The sequence below is a fragment of the Jiella sp. M17.18 genome (genome assembly GCF_041027365.1).
Lineage (GTDB): Bacteria > Pseudomonadota > Alphaproteobacteria > Rhizobiales > Rhizobiaceae > VKMB-3413.
This window is the reverse complement of sequence record NZ_JBFTEH010000008.1, coordinates 132611-151655: the sequence shown is the minus strand read 5'-3', so window position 1 is coordinate 151655 and position 19045 is coordinate 132611. Positions and strand designations below refer to the sequence as shown.

The following is a 19045-nucleotide window of genomic DNA, read 5'->3' as shown; positions in this document are numbered from 1 at the left end:
TCAGGCCGTCCGCTTCTTGAGGGCCGTCGTGTCGATCGCCTTGCCCTCGCCCAGCGCCGCCGCCACCGCCGTTTTCAGCGCGCCGCGCTGGATCTTCTCGGTGGAGGTCAACGGGATCGACGGCACGAAGGCGACGAAGCCCGGCGCCTTGTAATAGGCGAGCCGCGTCAGGCACCAGCGCGTGATCTCCTCCGCGAGATCGCGCCCGGCCCTCGCCGGCTCCTTCGGCACGATCAGCGCGACGACCTCCTCGCCGCGTACGGGGTCCGGCGTCGGCGCGACGGCGACCTGCGCGACGGCCGGATGGCGTCCGAGCACGCTTTCCACCTCGACGGCCGCGATGTTCTCGCCGGAACGGCGGATGACGTTCTTCTTGCGGTCGACGAAGTGCAGCTGGCCTTCTGCGTCGCGCGAGACGACATCGCCGGTGTGAAACCAGCCGCCCTCCCAGGCCGCGGCGGTCGCCGCCTCGTCCTTCAGATATTCGCGGAAGAAGCCGCGGCGCGGATCCGCGCCCGCCGCGCGCACCAGGAGTTCGCCCGGTTCTCCGGTGCCGGCCTCCGCTCCCGCATCGGTGCGGATCGAGACCTCGACCGCCGGCTGCGGCCGGCCAAAGCAGCTCGTGCCGATCTGGCGCGGCTCCTCGCTCGCGATGATCACGGCACCGGCGCCGGTCTCTGTCATCGCCCAGGCCTCAAGAAGCGGAAAGCCGAAGCGCGCTTCGAACGGGGCGTGAAGACCCTTGTCGACGCCCGCGCCGAAGCCGAAGCGGACGCTGTGCGCCCGGTCCGCGGCGCTCTCCGGCGCCGACATCAGCATGGCCGGCATAACGCCGAGGTAATGGACGACGGTCGCGTCGAAGCGCTTCACGCTGTCCCACCAGCTCTTCGGGTGGAAACGGTCGAGGACGGCGATCGCGCCACCGACGGTCACCGTCGCAATCAGCGAATAGGCCATGGCGTTCATATGGAAGAGCGGCAGCGGCGTCAGCATGCGCTCGGGCGCAGCGGCGCGAAGGTCGCAGAGGCCGCCGACCGTCGCGTACCACTCGCCGGCGATCAGGAAGTAGGCATTGGTCAGCACGCAGCCCTTGGGCTTGCCGGTGGTGCCCGAGGTGTAGAGCAGCGCGCATTCGGTGTCGCGCGTGAGGTCGTCTCCTGAAGCCGCCGGACGGCTGGCGATGGGCGGCGCATCGTCCGGCGTGATCACGGCGAGTTCGGCACCCGCCGCCGCCGCGGATGTCAGATCGGCGACGCGCTCGGGGATGGCGACGGCGAGGCCCATCTCCGAGTGTGCGATCAGATATTCCAGCTCGGCGGCGCGAAGGTCCGGATTGATCGGCACGACGGAAGCGCCGAGCGCGTTCAGCGCGAACCAGTGGAAGACGAAGTCCGGCCGGTTCTGCAGGAGCAGGCCGACGCGTTGGCCCGGCCCATAGCCGGCCTCGCGATAGGCTTCGGCGAGGTTGCGCACGCGGTTCAGCGCCTCGCCAAAGGTGATCGTGCCGGAGGCGATGCCGTAGGCGCCGGCGGTCTCCGGCAGCACGGCGAGGAACGGCCGTTCCGGAAAGCGCTCGGCCGTGCGGGCGAAGCGGGCATGGACCGTGGCGTCCTCGGTGACGCCGGGAAGAAGGCTCATTCTCGCTCGCTCACATGAACAGCTGGATATTGCCGAAGGGCGCGTCGAAATTGACGAGGTCGACGCGCTTCAGGACGATCTTCAGTTCGCCCTCCTCGACCCTGAGCTCGTGCCGCGCCCAGCCGGCATAGGTGGCGAACTCGTCGCCCCGGGTCTCCGCATAATGGAAGCTCGTCCAGGTGCGATAGCGGTTCTCGGCGGGGTTCATCTCGTCGATCTGCGGCGCCTGCAACAGGTGCTGCGCCCGGCTCTTCGGCTTCTGGCTGTAGGTCCGGTTGCCCGACAGCCGCTCGACCCGGATCCTGAGAAGGAGCAGGTCTTCGTACATCAGCGAGGCCTGCAGCTTCGGATCGGTCTGCTGCCATTCCGCCGGCATCCAGTAATGCGCGTCCTCGGCATAGAGCGACAGCCATTCCTCGTAGCGCAGCTCGTCGAGGAGCCGCGCCTCGCGGTAGACGAAGTCGGCAAGGTCCTTCTCGGTGATTTCGGTCATCACTCGGCCGCCTCCTGCAGGTCGGCGCCCTCCGGCGTCATCGACATCGTCATGTACTTCACCCAGGCGTGGAACTGGTTGCGCATCTGCCGCTCGCTCGTGCCGCCGGCGGTATCGGTGACGTCCTCCGCCTCGCCCGGCTTGTAGAGCCGCTGGATGTTGACCCACTCGTAGCCGTCGGAGTGGAGGCCGAGCTGGGCGCGCTCGTACATTTCGAGGTCGTCGTGGCCGACGATCGAGGTCGGTGCGTTGATCAGCCGGTTGTACATCAACGTGCGCTCGAACAGCATGTCCGGCGCGTCGACGAGGCGGAAGGTGTAGCTCTCGACCAGCGTCCTGTCGGCGGCGATCGGCTTGAAGACGCGCAGCGTCTGGATCGGGCCCTTCACCATGATGTTCGGGAAGTAGCAGGTGTTGTGGCGGTTCTCGCCGAGGATCGCCTTCGCCCGCTCCTCGCCATAGGCGGCGACCATCTGATCGAAATAGCCGGGCACGGCGGAATAGTCGGCGTGGATCGAGGTGGTGACGCCGGTATGGCCGTGGCCGTTCGGCCAGACCCTGAGACCCATCTTCTCGAAGAAGTCGTAGGGCGCCATGAACGGCGCGTAGACCTCGACGGCCATCGGCTTCTTCCCGCCCTTGGCCTGTTCGCGCTCCCAGACCGAGACCGCGGTGCCGGCGGAGGATTCGTGCGCGACCATCGGGTGGCAGGTGTCGGTCTGGTTCTCGACCAGCATCTTCCAGTTGCACGGGTGCATGTAGCGCAGCGGCGCGCCTTCGAGGACGAGCTTCCCGGCGGGCGAGCGGTCGACCATGTTGTCGATCGAGGAGAGGCTGTCGCCGAAGAAGGTCTCGAAGTCGACGCCCTCCTTGGCGAGCCTGGCGAAGATGAAGTCGCGATAGACCTTGAAGGCGCCGACCCGCGGCAGGCCCGTCGCCGCCTCGCTCGTCATCAGGTCGGTGTCCTGGTAGCCGCGGTGATAGGGGATCGCGTGCAGCGCCCCGTCGGTCTTGAACAGCCAGGCGTGATAGGGGCAGCGGAAGACGAAGCCGGTATTGCCGCAGGCCTCGGACACGATCTTGGTGCCCTTGTGCGGGCAGCGGTTGTGGAGGACGTGGATCGAGCCGTCCTTGTGCCGCGACGCCAGCACCGGCTGATTGCCGACCTCCGTGGAGAGATAGTCCCCGGGATTGGGGATCTGGCTGGCATGGCCGACATAGACCCAGGTATTGGCGAAGAGATGCTCCATCTCCAGCCGAAAGATCTCCGGGCTGGTATAGACGTCGCGGTGCACGCGCTCGGGCGTGACGAGCGCCTTCACCGCAGCGGGATCGGCCTCATATCGGGACATGGCATGGACCTCCTCGGCTGGTTCACGGACTTCGGCGGAAGCCGCCGACACTGCTTTTCCTCATCATGCATCGCCAGGGGACGGCGGCAACGCGCCGCGACCTGATCGGCAAAGGTTGCGGCCGTTCACGGGGCGGACCTCTCACCCACCATGCCGGCCGGCGGCCGGTGCAGGCCGGAGCGCTTCAGCATGCCGAGAAATTCCGCCATCCGCTCCCGCCGGTAGGCCGGAACGTCCATCGCGGCATAGTCGTAGAAGCCGGCGCCATCGCGCAGGCCGTTGCGGCCCTCCGCCATGTTCGCCGCGACGATCGCCGGCGCCGCGAAGCGCTTGTCGCCCATCGCGTCGGTCATGTAGCGGCTGGCATGGTAGAGGATGTCGCCGCCGCCCCAGTCGATGAATTCGAGAAGGCCGAGGACGGCGAAGCGGAAGCCGAAGCCGTATTTCACCGCCTTGTCGATGTCCTCCGCCGAGGCGACGCCCTCCTCGACGAGACGCGCGGCCTCGTTCATCGCCAGCGCCTGGATGCGCGGCACGATGTAGCCAGGCGAGGCCTTGCAGACGACGGGCACCTTGCCGATCGCCTCGAACAGCCGGTTGAGTTCGGCGGTCACGGCGGGATCGGTGTCGCCGGTCGGGCTCACCTCGATCAGCGGCACGATGAAGGCCGGGTTCAGCCAGTGTGCGTTCAGGAAGCGGGCCGGACGGCCGCTCCAGGCGGCGAGCTGGGTCGAGAGATAGGTGGAGGTGGTCGAGGCGACGATCGCGTCCGCATCGGCGAAGCGGTCGATCAGTTCGAGGCCGGTCCGCTTGGCCTCATCGGTTTCCGGCACCGCCTCGAAGACGAAGCGGGCTCCCGCGATCGCCGCCTCCGCCTGGTCGAGCGAGAAGACCGACACGCGCTGCATGATAGCGCCGATCGCTGCGGCCTCGAAGCCGCCGAGGTCGGCGACCATGGCGAGGCTTGCGCGCACCTCCGCCCGCGCCGCGTCCGCCATCGCGGCGAAGGCCCCGGGCTCGCGCGGCTTGGCGTCGATCAGCCGGACGTCGATCCCGGCATAGGCGAAGGCATGGGCGATGCCGCGGCCCATGCGGCCGGCACCGACACAGGCGATGATCGGCCGGGCGCTCGCTCCTGCCATCACAACCCGTCCTTCAGGAGCGCCTGCATGTCGGCGCGGCTCGTGCCTGCGAGACCCAGCCCCTCCAGTGTCCGGCCGCTCGCGCGAAAATCGTTGCCGGTGGCCGCGCCGGCGATCGCCAGAAGGCCCGCCGCGACCGGCACCGGCACGCCGGCCCATTCGCCGACCGAGACGAGGAAGGCGAGGCCGCAGGCGACGTCCTCCAGCATGTAGCGGTGGGTCGCAAGGTCCAGATGCTCGTGCCAGTCGCCCGAGCCGACCAGCTTGTCGTGGGCGAGATTGCCGTACATCCAGTTCGACGTCTCGTAGTGGTCGGCGAGCGGGAAGTGCGGGGCGCCGTATCCAAGCGCCTCGCGCACGGCAATCCGCTCTCCGTCGAGCGCGGTATGGACGCGGCGGATCGAGCCTTGCGTGCCCTCGTTGTGGATGTCCCAGCGGTCGAAATGCTCGATCGGCCCGGCATTCATCAGGATCAGCGGCGGGTGGATGATCGGCCCGGCATTCATCAGCGCGCCGGACAGCGCGTCCTCGACCGGCTCGATCGCATCTGGAAAGGCTTCCGCGATGATCGCCAGGGCGCGTTCGGAGTGGCGGGCGGGAAAGACGCCGGTCGGCAGGCGCGTCGCGCGGGTGGTGATGGCGATCTCGCCGGCGCCGTGCTTGCGGGTCAGCCAGGGCAGCGTGCCGGTCTCGGCGATGGCGACATCGGCGGTCGAGCCGGCCTCGCGCAGGACCTTCGTCATGAGATAGGAGCCGAAGGTGCCGGGTGGCAGGTAGATCACCTGGCCGTCGGACAGATGCGGGGCCAGCCGCTGCGCGAGATCCGCCTGCGCAAAGGCCGGCACCGGCGCGACGATCAGGTCGGCGCCCGCGACGGCCTCGCCGAGATCGTCGGTGACGAACGGGATCGTGACGTCGCGCACGCCCTGGAAGTCCCGCAGCGCGATCGTCCGGCTCTCCAGCATCGGGCCGAAGGCGGCGCGGTCGCGACGCCAGAAGCGGACGGCGTGGCCGGCCTCGGAGAAATCCGCCGCCGCCGCATGCGAGCCGTTGCCGCCGCCGAGTACCGCAATCTTCATGAGCCGCCTTCCTCCGATCCGACGGCTCGCAGTAAATGCTTTAGGCTTAAAGTTTTCAACCCCGGTCGGTGGCGATTTTTCCGCACGGCTCCCCACCAGGACGCGGAAATGAGGCACCGCCCTCACCGCTTCGTCATCCTCGGGCCTCGTCCTGAGGACACAGAGCAACGGATCAGGCAGCAGTCCATCCCGAGGACATCGAGCGGACGCGGGACGGTCGCCGTTGATCTGCGGCCGGCACTCCTGGATCCTCGGGACGGGGCCCGAGGATGACGACGCACAGAGGGATGCGCCCCGTCCTCACAGCATCCGGGCAAGCCTCGCCGCTACCTCCGACGCGACGGGGCGCGTTGACAGTCCCGCCCAGCGCGATCAGTTTAAGCTTAAACTTTTGCAGGCTCGCGGTCGGATCGATTGCTCCGACCGCGCCCCTCCCCCCGATCCTTCCGGAGCCGCCCATGCACGACCCGCATTGCCATTCCAGCAGCATCGCGGTCGACCGGCCGGCCGAGACCGTGTTCGAGATCATGGCGGAGGGCCTCAGCCAGGGCCGCTGGACGCTCGGCAGCTATGATCGGCGCGAGCTGGAGCCCGGCCTCTTCGTCGGCACCTCGCTTTTTTCCGGCAAGGAGACCTATGTCCGCCTGCATGTCGACCGGCCGCGCCTCATGGTCGATTACGACGTCGGCCCCAGCCTGGAGACCATGCGCTTCCGCAACATGTCGCGGGTGATCCCCGGCCCGGTCCTGAACATGGAAGCCGACCGCTGCGTCGTGACGCTGCTCTCCTGGCGCATGGCGGATCAGAGCGAGGCCGCCTGGCTGCAGACCGCGACCTCGCACGAGGCGGAGATGTTCCTGATCAAGGGGCTCGTGGAGCGATGAGGATCTTCTGGCAGAGCTTCATCGACGAGACCGCCAGCCGGCCGTACATGCAGCGGCTGTCGGCCTATCTGAACGAGATCGCGGCGCCCGGCACGACCGTCGAGGTCGCCGGCATTTCGCCGCCCGACCGCGACTTCGGCCGCCTCGCCGAAATGCGCTGCGCGGTGCTGGCGATCGACAACGGGATCGCTGCCGAGGCTGACGGCTACGACGCCGTCGTCATGGGGCATTTCCAGGACCCCGGCCTCTACGAGCTGCGTTCCGCCCTGCGCATTCCCGTGGTCGGCGTCGGCGAGGCGACACTGTTTGCCGCGGCCCAGCTCGGCCGCCGGCTCGGGCTCGTGACGCTCGACCCCGTCTTCGAGGTCTGGCACCGCGAGCAGGCCGAGCGCTACGGGCTCGGCGACCGCGTCCGCCACGTCACCGGCATGGCCTGCCGGCCGGAAGACTTTTCCGACGCTTTCGCCGGAAATGACGAGGCGCGGCGGCGGATGCTCGCCGACTTCACCCGATGCGCCCTGCCGCTGGTCGATGCCGGCGCAGACGTCATCGTGCCGGCCGGCGTCCTGCCAGGGCTCCTGTGCGGCGGCGAGCACGGCTTCACCGTCGGCCACGCGCCGGTCGTCAACTGCGCCGCGGTCGGGCTGAAGAGCGCCGAGATGTGGGTGCAGCTGCACCGGCTGAACGGGCTGGAGCCCTCGCGCGGCCCGAGCTTCGCGCTCGCGCCGGAGCGGGCGAAGGCCGACTTCCAAGCGCTCGCCGCCAGGGGCCGCGCCGGCTGAGGGCCGTCCGCCGCAGAGCGGCAGGCGAGTTAGCGCTCCGTCGGATCCTCCCGCGCTGCCGCAAATCATCCCGCTCTGCACAAATTTTTGGCGATATCGAAAATGCCCAAGAAGCCCCCTTGGCAAGCGGCGGGACTTCGGACTTAATGCTGGAAGAATTTTAAGCCTAAAGCAGTCTGGCTGACGAAGCCGCTGCTGGGCGCGACCGGCTGGCGGCAGCCTCGCCGCACCGAACCCATCTGCGAAGCGGAGCGATCGGCATGACCAGCACCACGAGACGCGATTTCCTCAAGGTCGCCGGCGCGGGCGTCGTCCTGGCGAGTTTCCTGAAGGGCGGCGGGGCGTTCGCCGCCGACACCGATACGGTGACGATCGCCTACAACGTCAACCTGCCGGCCTTCGACCCGACGGTCGGCCCCTCGGCGGTCAACCCGACGATCCAGGCGATCTATCGCGCGTTGTTCGATCAGTATGTCGGGCAGAAGCCCGACCTCTCCTTCGAGCCGGGCCTCCTCACCGACTGGGGCTGGAACGCCGACAAGACCAAGGTCCACATGACGGTGCGCGACGGCGTGAAGTGGCACGACGGCTCCGCCATGACGCCCGAGGACGTCGTCTGGTCGCTGCAGCGCGCGGGCGACCCGAAGACCGGCAACCCCATCCAGTTCGTCTGGTCGACGATCGACAACTTCCAGGTCGCCGGCAACAAGATCACAGCGGACGTGAAGTCCTACGACCCGACCCTGTTCAAGTGGATGGCCTTCCTCACCGGCTACGTCATGCCGAAGGCCTATTACCAGAAGGTCGGCGCGCAGGGCTTCGAGCAGAAGCCGGTCGGCACCGGGCCCTACATGGTCGACGAATTCCAGTCGAACGGCTTCGTGCGGCTGAAGCGCAACCCGCACTACTGGGGCGACAAACCGGCCTTCGAGACGGTGATCTTCAAGTTCGTCACCGACCCGACGAGCCGCGTCGCCGAGGTCGAGAGCGGCGGCTCGGACGTCACGCTGCAGATCCCCTACGAGGAATACGACCGGCTGACCAAGGGCGGCAAGTTCGACGGCACCTGCGAGCCGGTCTCCGACATCGGCATGATCTTCATCAACAACGTGCCGCCGCTGCTCGACAAGAACGTCCGCCTCGCCGCGACCCATGCGATCGACAAGCAGGCGATCATCAAGCGGCTGCTGCGCGGCTACGGCACGCCGATCGATACGCTGGAGGCGCCGGGCTACCTCGCCTACGACGCCTCGATCAAGGTGCCATACGACCCGAAGCTGGCGAAGAAGCTCCTCGCCGCCAGCGGCTTCTCGCCGGAGAAGCCGGTCAAGATGACGATCCAGACGACCCGCGGCTACATGCCCAAAGACTACGAGATGATCCAGGCGATCGTCGGCATGTGGCGCAAGGTCGGCATCGAGGCGACGATCGAGGTCTACGAGATCGCCAAGCACTACGAGCTGCGCGCCGCCGACCAGTTGGCACCCTTCGCCTTCTACAACTGGGGCAATGCGATCGGCGACCCCGCGACGTCGACGGGCTTTGCCATGTTCGGCCCCTCCCCGCACTCGGTCTGGAACACCGACGACCTCGATTCCAAGATCGCGCCGCTGTGGGGCGAGAAGGACGAGGAGAAGCGCATCGCCGGCTGGAAGGCGGTCGACAAGTACATCGCCGAACAGGCCTACGTCCTGCCGCTCCTGCAATACGCCCAGCCGATCGTCTTCCGGAAGGGGCTGAAGGTCACGCCCAACCAGTCCGAGGCGCTGCAGCCGACGCTGATCGCCAAGGCTTGAGGCGAAGGGCCGGGCCGTTCGACGGAGCCGAGGAATGCGCAAACTGCCCCTCGCCTTCCTGCCCTGGCGGTCGCTGCTCCTGGCGCTCGTCACGCTGTTCGGCGTCGCGGTGATCTCCTTCGTGCTCCTGCGCGTCGTGCCCGGCGACCCGATCGCGATGATGATCGCGCCGGGCGCCAGCCAGGCCGACATCGCGCAGCTGCGGGCATCCTACGGGCTCGACCGCAGCATTCCCGTGCAGTTCGTCATCTGGCTCGGCCATGCGCTGACCGGCGACTTCGGCACCTCGATCTCGATGCGCCAGGACGTCACCCACCTGATCGCCGAGCGGCTGCCGGCGACGATCGAGCTGACGCTGCTCGCGCTCCTCATCGCGCTCGTCCTCGGCATCGGTACCGCGGTGCTCTCGACGCTCTCCCGCCGTCGCCTGGTGGGCGGCACGATCGACAACGCCAACGGCATTCTCCTCGCCGTGCCCGATTTCGTCTGGGCGCTCGCCTTCGTCGTCCTGTTCGGCGTCGCGCTGCCGATCCTGCCGATCTCCGGCCGGGTGGACCCACGGCTGTCGATCGATTTCGCGACGCCCTTCACCCTCTTCGAAAGCCTGCTGCGCCTGCGCCTCGACATCACTTTCGACGTCCTGTCGCATATGATCATGCCGGCGCTCGCCTTGGCGCTGCCGCTGGCCGCGGTGATCCTGCGGGTCCTGAAGGGCGCACTGGAGGTCGAAGCCCGACAGGACTACGCGCTGCTCGCCCGCATCCGCGGCAAGTCGCGGCTGCGCGTCACGCTGGAGGAGACGCTGCGCAACGCGCTGATCCCGACGCTGGCGCTGACCGGGGTGCAGTTCACCTTCCTGTTCGGCGGCACGGTCATCGTCGAGCGGATCTTCGCCTATCCCGGCATCGGCAACCTCGCTATTGATGCGGTGATCAACCGCGACCTGCCGCTGATCCAGGGGCTGATCCTGACCTTCGGCCTGATCTTCATCCTGATCAACCTCGCCGTCGAGGCGAGCTTCGGCCTGCTCAATCCGAGGCTTCGGCATGGTTGAGCGGGCGCTCCCCGAGGCCGCCGTCATGGCGACGCCGCTGGCCGAACCGGCCATCGCCCGCCGCCGCTTCGCCGGCCTGTTGGCGGTCTTCAGGGAGCCGCGCGTCGTCTTCGCGGGCGGCTTCCTGCTCGTCCTGCTGCTGGCGGCGATCTTCGCCCCACTCGTCGCCCCGCACGATCCGCTGGAGCAGGACCTGATGCTGAACACGCTGCCGCCGGCCTGGTCGGCGGACGCAGAGCCCGGCTATGTCCTCGGCACCGACAGCCTCGGGCGTGACGTCCTCTCACGGCTGATCTACGGCACTCGCGTCGCCTTCACCGTCGCGATCGTCGCGGCGCTCGCCGCAGGCTTGATCGGCACGCTGCTCGGCCTTCTCTCCGGCTATTTCGGCGGCTGGGTGGACGCGGTCGTCTCGCGCCTCATCGACATCTGGATGGCGTTTCCGCCGGTGCTCCTGTCGATCCTCCTCGTCGCGGTGATCGGCACCGGCGTGACCTCTGTGATCCTCGCCATCGTCGTCATCGACTGGACCAGGTTCTGCCGCGTCGTGCGCTCGGAGACGCTGCAGCAGGCGAAGATGGAGTATGTCGACGCCGCCGTGACGCTCGGCACCGGCCGCGGGAAGATCCTCCTGAAGGAGGTGCTGCCGAACGTCCTGCCGGTGGTCGTGGTGCTGCTCAGCCTGGAGATGGGCATCGCCGTCATCGTCGAGGCGGTGCTCTCCTTCGTCGGCCTGTCGGTCTCCTCGGACACGCCGACCTGGGGTGGGATGATCGCCGAGGGGCGGCAGATCATCTATCAGGCCTGGTGGGTGCTGGTGTTCCCGCTGGTGCTGCTCACCGCCACCGTCCTCGCCTTCAACCAGCTCGGCGACGGCGTGCGCCGGCTGACCGACCCGGTGCTGCGGCGATGATGGTGCCGGCGCCGCTCCTCGCGATCGACGGCCTGTCCGCGCGGCTGAGGGCCCCGCCGCATCGCCCGCTGCTGCGCTCGGTCTGCCTCGACGTCCGCGAAGGCGAGGTGCACGGCCTCGTCGGCGAGAGCGGCGCCGGCAAGTCGACCATCGGCAAGGCGGTGCTCGGCATCCTGCCGCGTGCGATCGAGCCTTGCGGCGGCACGATCCGCCTTAGCGGCACCGACCTCCTCGGCCTTTCGCCGGCGCGCCTCGACGCCGTCCTCGGCACCGAGATCGCGCTGATCCCGCAGGACCCGATGACGGCGCTGAACCCGTCGCGGCGGATTTTCGACCAGCTGACCGACGGACTGCGGCTGAAGCGCCGGCTGCGAGGGCAGGCGCTGCGGGACAAGGCGGTGGCGCTGCTTCAGGACGTGCAGATCCCGGACCCGGAAGCCGTGCTCCGGCGCTACCCGCACGAGATCTCCGGCGGAATGCGCCAGCGCATCCTGATCGCCGCCGCCTTCTCGCTCGATCCGAAGCTGATCATCGCCGACGAGCCGACGACGGCGCTCGACGTCACCGTCCAGAAGGAGGTGCTGCGGCTGATCCGGAAGATGCAGCGCAGCCACGGCACCGGCGTCGTCTTCGTCACCCACGATCTCGGCGTCGTCGCGCAGGTCTGCGACCGCCTGACCGTGCTCTACGGCGGGATGGTCGTCGAGCAGGGCGAGACGGCGGCGATCCTCGCCGCGCCGTCCCATCCCTACACCCGGGCGCTGCTCGACGCGACGCCGCGCCACGACCGGACGGGAAGCGGCATGCGGCCGATCCCGCCGCAGGTCGCGGCGGCGCTGCAGGCGGAACTCGCCCGCTATGGCATGGGGCCGGGCGCCCATGTCTGAGACGATCTTGCCAGAACGGTCAGCGTCACCCGTCCTCGTCGAGGCGCGCGATCTCGAGCTGGAACTGCCGGACATGAACGCCCGCAAGAGTTTCGGCTCCCGGCCCCGCGCCCGCATCCTCCATCCGGTTTCGCTCACCGTGCGGCGCGGCGAGATCCTCGGCATCGTCGGCGAATCCGGCTCCGGGAAGTCCTCGCTCGGACGGGCGCTGCTGCGCCTCCACGAGCCGACCGGGGGGCGGCTCAGCTTCGACGGTATCGACATCACCCATTCGGGCGAAGCGGCGCTTCGGCCGTTCCGGCGGCGCATGCAGATGATCTTCCAGGACCCGCAGTCCTCGCTGAACCCGCGCCATCGCATCCGCACCATCCTCGGCTCCGGGCTCGACCTTGCGCCGCAGACGCCGGGCGAGAGCCGCAGCGAGGCGCTCGCCCGGACGCTCGCAGCCGTCGGCCTCGACTCGGCGCTCGCCGACCGCTTCCCGCACGAGCTCTCCGGCGGCCAGCGCCAGCGCGTCGGCATCGCCCGGGCGATCGCGACGCGGCCGGAATTCGTGCTCGCCGACGAGATCGTCTCCGGCCTCGACGTCTCGACGCAGGCGCAGGTGCTGGCGCTCCTGAAGCAGCTGGCGCGGGAGCTGTCGCTCTCGCTCGCCTTCATCAGCCACGATCTCTCGGTGATCCGCACGCTCTGCGACCGCGTCGTCGTCATGCGTGCCGGGCGGATCGTGGAAGCCCGCCCGGTCGCCGACCTCTTCGATGCCCCGCGGACCGCCTATACGCGGCAGCTCCTCGACGCGATCCCATCCCCTGTGCCCGATCCCGGCTGGCTGGAGCGCGGCCCCATCGACCGAGACCTTGCCGCGACGCCTGCCGGCTGACCGTCCGGCGCCGGGCCCGCCCCGCCGCCCTCTGACCGATCCTGTTCAACGAGCCGAAAGGAACCCTTCATGCGAACCGCCCTCAAATTCGCCCTCGCCTGCGGACTGCTCGCTCTGTCCGCCGCAGGCGCACAGGCCAAGGAAGTGACGCTCAACGCCGCGCATTTCACCCCGGCGCAGAACTCCTACGCCCAGAGCTTCCTGAAGTTCGTCGACGAGGTGAACAAGGCCGGGAAGGGCGTCGTGCAGATCAAGGTGCGCGGCGGCCCGGAGGTCATCCCGCCGCTGCAGCTCGGCCTTGCCCAGAAGAACGGGCTGATCGACGTGATCGACAACCCCGCCGGCCAATATCTGGAGCTGGTGCCGGAGGGCGAGGCCTTCTCCGCCTCGACCAAATCGCCAGAAGAAATCCGCAAGAACGGCGGCTGGGATCTGATGCAGACGATCTTCGCCAAGAAGGCGAACGCGCATCTCCTCGCCCATGTCGATTCCGGCACCGGCTTCAACATCTTCACCGTCGACGAGCCGAAGCGCAGCGCCGACGGCGGCATCGAGTGGTCGACGCTGAAGATCCGCTCCTCGCCACTCTACCGCCAGTTCTTCGAGTCGCTCGGCATGACGGTGATCGTGATGCCGCCGGGCGAGGTCTACACGGCGCTGGAGCGCGGCGTCATCAATGCCAACGCCTATCCGGTCTTCGGCTACAAGTCCTTCGGCTGGGACAAGTTCACCAAATGGCGGGTCGAGCCGACCTTCTTCCAGACCGACGTCCTGATCTCGATGAACAAGGACAAGTGGGACTCGCTCTCGCCGGAGGCGCAGAAGATCCTCACCGACGTCGGCCGGAAGTACGAGGAGGAGAGCCGCAAGGCGATCCAGGCCGAGAACGCCCGCCAGGCGAAGGTGATGGAGGACGAGGGCCAGAAGATCTTCGAGCTGAAGGGCAAGGGCCGCGAGGAATTCCTCGCCAAGGCCGCGAAGGCGAGCTGGGACCGCATGGAGAAGCGCGACCCGACCTACGTGCCGCAGCTGCGCAAGTTTTTCCAGAACTGACCCCCTTCAACGAACGCAGCCGGCGCTCCTCACGAGGCGCCGGCTGCCGAGCGGAGCGCATCGCCTTCCATGGAAACCTTCTTCAAGCTGGTCGGCTGGCTGAGCCTCGCGCTGGCGTCGCTGGTCAAGCTGATCCTCGCCGCCATCGTGATCGAGGTCGTCTCCGACGTCGTCCTGCGCAACCTGAACTTCCGGCCGATCTCCTGGGGCGTCTCGGCGACCGAATACGGCCTGCTCTACTCGGCCTTCCTGCCGGTGCCCTGGCTGGTGCGCACCAAGGGGCACGTCTTCGTCGAGTTCCTGCGCCGCGCCCTGCCGCAGGGCGGCCGGCTGGTGCTGGAGAAGGCGGTCTACGCGCTCTGCATCGGCCTCTGTCTCTACCTCACCTTCTACGCCTTCGCGGCCTTCCTCGACGCGCTTGCCACCGGCGCCTACGAGACCAAGACCTTCGACATGCCGAAATGGCTGATCTTCCTCCCGATCTCGCTCGGCTTCTTCCTCTCCGCGCTGGAATGGTGCCGCTACATCGTCGGCCATGACAGCCTCTACGACATCGACGTGCTCGATCGCGAAGGTCTCTGATCCATGGATTGGCTGTTTCCCTTCGCCCTGATGGTCGGACTGATCCTGTTCTTCATGGGCGTCGGCCTGCCCGTCGCCTTCGCCTTCTTCATCACCAACATCGTCGGCCTCTACCTGTTCTTCGGCGGCTCGGCCGGTGTCACCCAGATGATCTCGAACTTCTCGGACGCGATCGCCACCTATTCGCTGGCGCCGCTGCCGCTGTTCCTGATCATGGGCAGCCTGTTCTTCCGCTCCGGCCTCGGCGACGGCGTGATGCACGCGCTCGACCTGTGCATCGGAAACCTCAGGGCCCGGCTCTCCTATGTCGTGCTGGCGGCCGGCGCGGTGTTCTCGGCGCTGTCCGGCTCGAGTCTTGCCAACACCGGCATGATGGGATCGCTGATGGTCCCGGAGATGCTGAAGCGCGGCTACAAGCCGAAGATGGCCTACGGCCCGATCCTCGGCGCCGGCAGTCTCGCCGTCATCATCCCACCCTCCTCGCTCGGCGTCCTCCTCGGCTCGCTCGCCAATATCAATGTCGGCGCGCTGCTGATCGCCGGCGCGCTGCCGGGCCTCCTGCTCTGCCTGATCTTCGCCGGGCTGATCTACGTGCAGACGCTTCTCGACCCGGACTGCGCGCCGCTCTATCCGGTCGAGGAGATCTCGCTCGGCCGAAAGCTGCAGGCGGTCGCGATCAACGTCGTGCCGATGGGCGTCATCATCTTCCTCGTCGTCGGCACCATTCTGCTCGGCATCGCGACGCCGACGGAATCGGCCGCGCTCGGCTGCGCCGGTGTCTTCTGCCTGCTCTTCGCCTACCGCCGCTTCTCGTGGAAGTCGGTCTGGGCGGCGCTCGACGACGCGATGAAGGTCACCGGCATGACCTTCCTCATCATCTCCGCCTCGACGACCTTCTCCCAGGTCTTCGCCTTCTCCGGCGCCTCCAGCGGCTTCATCGACTTCGTCACCGGCTTCGATCCCGGCCCCTACACCTTCCTCTTCCTGATGGTGCTGGTGATCCTGATCCTCGGCATGTTCATGGACCAGGTGTCGATGATGCTGATCACGCTGCCGATCTTCCTGCCGATCGCCAACCATTTCGGCTTCGACCTCGTCTGGTTCGCGCTGATCCTGCTGCTCGCCTATGAGGTGGGCTTCACGACGCCGCCCTTCGGCCTCCTGCTCTTCGTGATGATCGGCGTCGCGCCGCCGGGAACATCCCTGAAAACGGTTGCCTTCGCCGCCGCGCCCTTCATCGCCTGCACGCTGCTGCTGATCGTGCTGATCGTCGCGTTCCCGCAGATCGCCCTCTTCCTGCCGCACCTTTTATGAGACCGCTCCGATGACGTTTTCCTACATCGTGTTCTTCACCGGCGACGACCCGGCCGCGCGCATCTCGGACAGTGACCGCGCCAGCGTCCGCTCGGCGATCGGCGGCCTTTCCGGCATGACCAAGGGGCGGCTCTACACGCCGGAGACCGCCTCCGACCTCTACAACGACGACGGCCATTCGCCGCTCTTCGGCTTCCAGCTCTACTTCGAAACGGTGGAAGCCCTCGAGGCTGCGGTGTCGGCAGGCGGCCCGCTCCAGGCGCTCGCGGCGCCAGGCGCCCTGCCGAGCCTTGCCGCCACGCAGGCAACGCAGCAGGCGATGCTGACCCGCAGCTTCCATGTTCCGGAACCCGCCCCGCTCTCGCCCGAGGCCTGCAGCTATGTCGTCCACTATCCGGGCCCGGCGGCGGACACCAATGCCTGGCTCTCGCACTACATCCACCACCACCCGCCGATCATGCAGCGCTTTCCCGGCGTGCGGGAGCTGGAGATCCTCACCCGGATCGACTGGATCGACGCGCTCCCCTGGCGCCGCGTGAACCACCTCCAGCGCAACCGCATCCTGTTCGATTCCGCCAAGGCCCTGGAAGACGCGCTTCACTCGCCGGTCCGCCACGAGATGCGCGCCGACTTCGGCGACTTCCCGCCCTACGAGGGCGGGAACTTCCATTATCCGGTGGCGACGGAGGAGGTGGCACCTGAGGTGTGAGGGTTCGGCGTGGCTATGAAACAGAATCGGCAATTCTGTTCCATATCAAGGGAGCCGCAGAATCGGTCTTCTGGTAATCATGAAGGCTCAAATACCGCCTAATGCGAAAGAAGAAGGTTGGGGAGGAATGAGTATGATGCTTCTTTTGCGCGGGCTGCTAGCCGCTTCATTGGTCGCTCTTTCGGCACAAGCCACGGCCGTCGAAGGCCGTGATATCTCCGGCCCCCTGGAAGCTTTGAAAGCCCGTGTAGATGCAATGTTATTAACACCTCTTAATCACAATGGAGTGGATCGTAGACTTTCGCTCGAAATCGTACTCCTGACAGGTCTGCCGGTTCCTCCGTCGGTAGAGAAAATAAAGTCAATGCCGGCGCATGAGCAACAAGCAATTTTGGCGATCTGCTCGCAGATGATGATGCCAATGGTCGAGAGCCTTAACAGTGTTGGTGGATTCCCCCATGTAAGCGGCGTTCGCATCACGCTCCGGAGTAAACCTACGAAGATCGGACCGGCTGGCGTCGGCACTTACCAGACTCTCGTTTTTCCGCAGGATCGAGGGTGTAAATTTGGCTGGTAAACATGCCCGCCTCACTGCTAACGGACGTTCTTTCTGAAACGGAATCATTGAATTCTGTTTCATCCCGTCGCGAGCAGCAGCCGCCCCCGCGTCACCTCCCCCGCCTCCATCCGCCGATGCGCTTCGGCCGCCTCGGCGAGCGACAGGATGCCGGCGATCTGCGGGACGATCTCGCCCTTGGCCACCATCGTCAGGATCGCCTCGACCGGCTCGCGCCGATCGGCGATCATCGCGCGGGTGACCTCCACGCCATACTCGGCGCCCCGATCGACGACTGGCGCGGCGACGAGCCAGACGAGTTGGCCGCCCTTCTTCAGGACCGGATAGGACCGGGCATGGGTCTCGCCGCCGACGAGATCGAAGACCACGTCCTGGTCGCGCAGCGTGGCGAAATCCTCGGTGTCGTAGGCGATCGCGCGGGCCGCGCCGAGCGCGCGGACATAATCACGATTGGCGGCGCGGCAGGTCGCGGTCACGTCCGCCCCGAGATGGCGGCAGAGCTGGACGATCAGCCCGCCGACGGCGCCGGCGCCGGCGTGGACGAGAACCTTCATGCCCGCCTCGATCCGCGCGGTCTCGAAGACCGAGACCTGGGCGCTGAGGCCGGCATTCACGAGGCTCGCCGCGGCCTCGTCGGACAGGCCGCCGGGGATGGGGACGAGGTCGTCAGCGTACGAAACCCGCTCGCTCGCATAGCTTCCCTGCGTGCCGTGCCGGGCGAGGAGGCAGACCCGGTCGCCGACGGCGAAATCCGTCACAGCCGGGCCGACTTCGGACACCACGCCCGCGCCGTCCCGGCCGGGGACTTTCGGAAAATCCACGGTGAAATGCGCTTTCAGAAGGCCGGCCCGCAGCTTGCAGTCGAGCGGTGTGACGCTGGCATGGCTGAGCGCCACGCGGATCTCGTCCGGCGCCAGGGGCGCCTGCGGCAGATCGACAAGCTGCAGCACTTCGGGGCCGCCATAGCGGTCGTATCGGATGGCACGCATGATGAAGATACTCCGGTGTGGGAAGAGGCGGAACGAGGTGGCCGGCTTGGGCCCGTCCGTTGGCGCAGCGCCGCGGGCCGGTCGGGCTCTCGCGGCTTATGAGGGGCAGTGCCGCCGGGGCGCCGGACGCGCTTCGGGCCTGCCCGGTCTCAGCTCTCGCCGGCCGTGCCGAACGACGCCGCGGCCGCCGCGCCGAGGAACATCGTGTCCGAGGCAACGATGAAGAAGCTGGCGCCGGCGGCCTGCCATCGCGCGAGATCCGAGGCGTCGGGGCGAAACAGCCCGACAGCCTTCCTGGCCGCACGGCAGGCGCTCAGCACTCGCTCCATCGCCGCCTCGAGTTTGGCGGCGCCGTCGCTGCCGAAGGCGCCGAGCGAGACGGCGAGGTCGCCCGGGCCGATGAAGACGACGTCGACCTCCTCCACCGCGACGATCTCGTCGATCGCCTCGACCGCTCGGCCCGTCTCGACCTGGACGGCGAGGAGAAGCCTGCCATTCGCCTTCTCGATATAGCGGGAAATGTCGTAGCCATAGGCCGACGCCCGGCCCGGCCCGGCGCCGCGCTCGCCCACGGGCGGATAGCGCATGGCACGGGCAGCCGCGATCGCCTCCGCCGCGCTCGACACGCGCGGCACGAGGACGCCCTCCGCCCCCGCATCCAGCGCTGCGGCGATGGCCTCGGCATTGTTGCCCGGGACACGGACCATCGGCACCGCGCCGCCCGTCTCGATCGCCCGGACGAGGTTCTCGATGTCGCTCCGGTCGATCTGCGCATGCTCCCAGTCGATGCAGACGAAGTCGGCCCCCGAACGCGCCGTGACCTCGGCGGCGACCGGATGCGGGATCGCGGCAAAGGTGCCCCGCAGGAGCGCGCCGGACCGTCCCTTTTTCCTGAACCCGCTGTGAGCCATGACCGTCCCC

Annotated in this window: 19 protein-coding genes; 12 read left to right on the top strand and 7 right to left on the bottom strand. The window is 67.7% G+C overall.

What is annotated here, in order from left to right; genetic code table 11:
• From AB5S17_RS15975 to AB5S17_RS15955, 5 genes are all read right to left on the bottom strand, one after another.
• Window positions 1-1638 (bottom strand): AMP-binding protein, encoded by a 1638-nt coding sequence (locus AB5S17_RS15975; protein ID WP_369241114.1) that lies wholly within the window; start codon window positions 1636-1638, stop codon window positions 1-3.
• Between the two features lie 10 nt (window positions 1639-1648).
• The gene (locus tag AB5S17_RS15970; protein WP_369241112.1) at window positions 1649-2131 is read right to left on the bottom strand and encodes an aromatic-ring-hydroxylating dioxygenase subunit beta; all 483 of its coding nucleotides are present in this window, start codon (window positions 2129-2131) and stop codon (window positions 1649-1651) included.
• The gene (locus AB5S17_RS15965) at window positions 2131-3483 is read right to left on the bottom strand and encodes an aromatic ring-hydroxylating dioxygenase subunit alpha (protein WP_369241109.1); all 1353 of its coding nucleotides are present in this window, start codon (window positions 3481-3483) and stop codon (window positions 2131-2133) included. The genes AB5S17_RS15970 and AB5S17_RS15965 overlap by 1 nt, the downstream gene beginning before the upstream one ends.
• A 125-nt stretch (window positions 3484-3608) precedes the next feature.
• Window positions 3609-4625: a 3-hydroxybutyryl-CoA dehydrogenase gene (locus AB5S17_RS15960; RefSeq protein ID WP_369241107.1), complete on the bottom strand. Its 1017-nt coding sequence runs from the start codon at window positions 4623-4625 to the stop codon at window positions 3609-3611.
• Window positions 4625-5704 (bottom strand): NAD/NADP octopine/nopaline dehydrogenase family protein, encoded by a 1080-nt coding sequence (locus AB5S17_RS15955; protein ID WP_369241105.1) that lies wholly within the window; start codon window positions 5702-5704, stop codon window positions 4625-4627. Before AB5S17_RS15955 ends, AB5S17_RS15960 begins: the two co-directional genes overlap by 1 nt.
• A 458-nt stretch (window positions 5705-6162) precedes the next feature.
• Between AB5S17_RS15955 and AB5S17_RS15950 the strand changes: the two genes are divergently transcribed.
• The 12 genes from AB5S17_RS15950 (at window position 6163) to AB5S17_RS15895 (ending at window position 17135) form a co-directional block, all read left to right on the top strand.
• Window positions 6163-6588: a hypothetical protein gene (locus AB5S17_RS15950; RefSeq protein ID WP_369241103.1), complete on the top strand. Its 426-nt coding sequence runs from the start codon at window positions 6163-6165 to the stop codon at window positions 6586-6588.
• Window positions 6585-7370 carry an aspartate/glutamate racemase family protein gene (locus AB5S17_RS15945; RefSeq protein WP_369241101.1) on the top strand — a complete coding sequence of 262 codons (786 nt, stop codon included), beginning with the start codon at window positions 6585-6587 and terminating at the stop codon, window positions 7368-7370. The genes AB5S17_RS15950 and AB5S17_RS15945 overlap by 4 nt, the downstream gene beginning before the upstream one ends.
• A gap of 260 nt (window positions 7371-7630) precedes the next feature.
• Window positions 7631-9166 (top strand): ABC transporter substrate-binding protein, encoded by a 1536-nt coding sequence (locus AB5S17_RS15940; RefSeq protein ID WP_369241099.1) that lies wholly within the window; start codon window positions 7631-7633, stop codon window positions 9164-9166.
• Window positions 9167-9200: 34 nt separating this feature from the next.
• Complete coding sequence (locus AB5S17_RS15935) at window positions 9201-10220, top strand: ABC transporter permease (RefSeq protein ID WP_369241097.1); 1020 nt, start codon at window positions 9201-9203, stop codon at window positions 10218-10220.
• Window positions 10221-10245: 25 nt separating this feature from the next.
• Complete coding sequence (locus AB5S17_RS15930; RefSeq protein WP_369241333.1) at window positions 10246-11133, top strand: ABC transporter permease; 888 nt, start codon at window positions 10246-10248, stop codon at window positions 11131-11133.
• Window positions 11133-12020: an ABC transporter ATP-binding protein gene (locus AB5S17_RS15925; RefSeq protein ID WP_369241331.1), complete on the top strand. Its 888-nt coding sequence runs from the start codon at window positions 11133-11135 to the stop codon at window positions 12018-12020. Before AB5S17_RS15930 ends, AB5S17_RS15925 begins: the two co-directional genes overlap by 1 nt.
• Before the next feature lie 73 nt (window positions 12021-12093).
• Window positions 12094-12900 (top strand): ATP-binding cassette domain-containing protein, encoded by an 807-nt coding sequence (locus AB5S17_RS15920; RefSeq protein ID WP_369241329.1) that lies wholly within the window; start codon window positions 12094-12096, stop codon window positions 12898-12900.
• A 69-nt stretch (window positions 12901-12969) separates the two neighbouring features.
• Window positions 12970-13953 (top strand): TRAP transporter substrate-binding protein DctP, encoded by a 984-nt coding sequence (dctP, locus tag AB5S17_RS15915; RefSeq protein WP_369241095.1) that lies wholly within the window; start codon window positions 12970-12972, stop codon window positions 13951-13953.
• Between the two features lie 69 nt (window positions 13954-14022).
• On the top strand, window positions 14023-14535 hold the full coding sequence (locus AB5S17_RS15910) for a TRAP transporter small permease (RefSeq protein WP_369241093.1): 513 nt from the start codon (window positions 14023-14025) through the stop codon (window positions 14533-14535).
• Between the two features lie 3 nt (window positions 14536-14538).
• Window positions 14539-15849 carry a TRAP transporter large permease subunit gene (locus AB5S17_RS15905; protein ID WP_369241091.1) on the top strand — a complete coding sequence of 437 codons (1311 nt, stop codon included), beginning with the start codon at window positions 14539-14541 and terminating at the stop codon, window positions 15847-15849.
• Between the two features lie 10 nt (window positions 15850-15859).
• Window positions 15860-16558 carry an EthD family reductase gene (locus tag AB5S17_RS15900; protein ID WP_369241089.1) on the top strand — a complete coding sequence of 233 codons (699 nt, stop codon included), beginning with the start codon at window positions 15860-15862 and terminating at the stop codon, window positions 16556-16558.
• Window positions 16559-16691: 133 nt separating this feature from the next.
• The gene (locus AB5S17_RS15895; protein WP_369241087.1) at window positions 16692-17135 is read left to right on the top strand and encodes a hypothetical protein; all 444 of its coding nucleotides are present in this window, start codon (window positions 16692-16694) and stop codon (window positions 17133-17135) included.
• 59 nt (window positions 17136-17194) lie between these two features.
• Here the strand turns inward: AB5S17_RS15895 and AB5S17_RS15890 are convergent, their stop codons facing one another.
• The gene (locus AB5S17_RS15890; protein WP_369241085.1) at window positions 17195-18124 is read right to left on the bottom strand and encodes an NADP-dependent oxidoreductase; all 930 of its coding nucleotides are present in this window, start codon (window positions 18122-18124) and stop codon (window positions 17195-17197) included.
• 149 nt (window positions 18125-18273) lie between these two features.
• Complete coding sequence (locus AB5S17_RS15885) at window positions 18274-19035, bottom strand: HpcH/HpaI aldolase/citrate lyase family protein (protein WP_369241083.1); 762 nt, start codon at window positions 19033-19035, stop codon at window positions 18274-18276.
• Between the last annotated feature and the right edge of the window lie 10 nt (window positions 19036-19045).